The sequence below is a fragment of the Microcystis sp. M53598_WE2 genome, from assembly GCF_030067735.1.
In the GTDB taxonomy this organism is placed as follows: Bacteria; Cyanobacteriota; Cyanobacteriia; order Cyanobacteriales; family Microcystaceae; genus Microcystis; species Microcystis aeruginosa.
The window spans coordinates 1-1,826 of record NZ_JASJFE010000393.1 but is presented as its reverse complement, the minus strand read 5'-3'; the positions used below and the strand labels follow the sequence as shown (position 1 = coordinate 1,826).

Sequence of the window (1,826 nt, the reverse complement as noted above, 5' to 3'; positions counted from 1 at the left end):
GGTCGGTTTGAAATTCGGTAGGGAGAATTAATTCCTCTGACTGCAAAAAAATCCGAGAATCGGCGCGAATGGGGTCTAATTGTCATTCCGTCGGGTCGAGGACGGTTAAGGGGAGGGGAGAACCCAATAACCAAGTGGCTAGATCATCGGAGAAGTTTTCGGCGATAAATTTACAAATATTATCAAACATCGTCGGGGATTACTTTCCGTTTCTCCTGGGATACCCTCGGTCGCTGATGTTCACATCCTGTATTTGCCGTAACTGTTGCCGAGGCGAATCGTAGCGCAGAATACATTATAGGCAAAATTCAATTCTACTCATCGACTAAATTGTATAAATATCGGCAAATTTGTCACATCTTCCCAGAAATTTCTTGACAATTGCTAGAGGAAAGGGTATATTAGGGGCAGATTTTCTGAAGTTTTATGTCCCTATCTAAAGTTATTAATCATGGGGGGCGGGAGAAGCGTAGCTTATCAAAGGCTCTGCTGAAATCCTTTTCCCTAGTCACGGCTACTGCGATCGGATGTATTAGTGTCGCCACCAGTGCCACTGCGGCCAGTTTTTCCTTCGCTTTCGGTAGCTTCGGTACGGGGACCGGTCAGTTCATGCTCCCCCGTGGTATCGCCGTCAGTAGAAGTGGTGATATCTATGTAGCCGATACGGATAACAATCGGGTACAGGTATTCAACTCTAGTGGTGTCTTCCAGTCCGCTTTCGGTAGCTTCGGTACGGGGACCGGTCAGTTCCGAAGCCCCTACGGTATCGCCGTCAGTAGAGGTGGTAATGTCTATGTAGCCGATACGGACAACAATCGGGTACAGGTATTCGACTCTAGTGGTGTCTTCCAGTCCGCTTTCGGTACCAATGGTACGGGGACCGGTCAGTTCCAAGGCCCCTACGCTATCGCGGTCGGTAGCAGTGGTAATGTCTATGTAGCCGATACGGGCAACTTTCGCATACAGGTATTCAACTCCACTGGTGTCTTCCAGTCCGCTTTCGGTAGCTTCGGTACGGGGGACGGTCAGTTCCAAGGCTCCTACGGGATCGCTGTCGGTAGCGGTGGTAATATCTATGTAGCCGATACGTTCAACAATCGCATACAGGTATTCAACTCCACTGGTGTCTTCCAGTTCGCTTTCGGTAGCCAAGGTTCGGGGAACGGTGAGTTCAGTATGCCCCAAGGTATCGCTGTCGATAGCAGCGGTAATATCTATGTAACCGATACGCTCAACGATCGCGTACAGGTATTCAACCCCAGTGGTGTCTTCCAGTACGCTTTCGGTAGCTTCGGTACGGGGAACGGTGAGTTCAGTATGCCCCAAGGTATCGCTGTCGGTAGCCGTGGTAATATCTATGTAGCCGATACGGCCAACAATCGCGTACAGGTATTCAGAACGCCCGAACCTTCTAGTATTATCGGATTAGGCATACTAGGGGGCGGTTTAGTGGTGCGTCGCCTCGCTAAACGTGGTTAATCGGTGTGGAGTGGGGAGATGAGTTAAAATTTTCCTAATTCCCCACCCTTTGCGGTTAAAAGCTTTAATTGTCCTGCTGCCTTTGTAATTCCTCGATCGCGTCGGGGGATAAATCAGTAAATCGGGCAATTTCTGGGATAGGAAAGCCAGCAGATATCATTTTCAGGGCAATTTGTCTGGCTTTTTCTTCTTTGCCTTCTTGCAATCCTTCTTGTCGTCCTTTTTGTAGTCCCTTTTCCTCGCCTTCCTCTAAAATATCTTGATAGATGACGGATTCTCTCATAATGTCACTCCGAAGGATTTTTTTAATCGTCTCTCGATTTAATACTAACCCAGCGAGAATACTG

Annotated in this window: 2 protein-coding genes and 1 pseudogene; 1 reads left to right on the top strand and 2 read right to left on the bottom strand. The window is 48.3% G+C overall.

Annotated elements, in window-relative coordinates; genetic code table 11:
- Nucleotides 1-190 (bottom strand): annotated as a pseudogene (locus tag PX636_RS08480) (hypothetical protein); the annotation flags it as partial.
- Between the two features lie 236 nt (nucleotides 191-426).
- On the opposite strand from PX636_RS08480, the gene PX636_RS08475 reads away from it, so the two are divergent.
- The gene (locus tag PX636_RS08475; protein WP_288116748.1) at nucleotides 427-1,479 is read left to right on the top strand and encodes a 6-bladed beta-propeller; all 1,053 of its coding nucleotides are present in this window, start codon (nucleotides 427-429) and stop codon (nucleotides 1,477-1,479) included.
- Nucleotides 1,480-1,543: 64 nt separating this feature from the next.
- Here PX636_RS08475 and PX636_RS08470 read toward each other — a convergent pair.
- Nucleotides 1,544-1,826: RpnC/YadD family protein (locus PX636_RS08470; RefSeq protein ID WP_288116747.1), on the bottom strand; the 283-nt coding region annotated here is incomplete at its 5' end.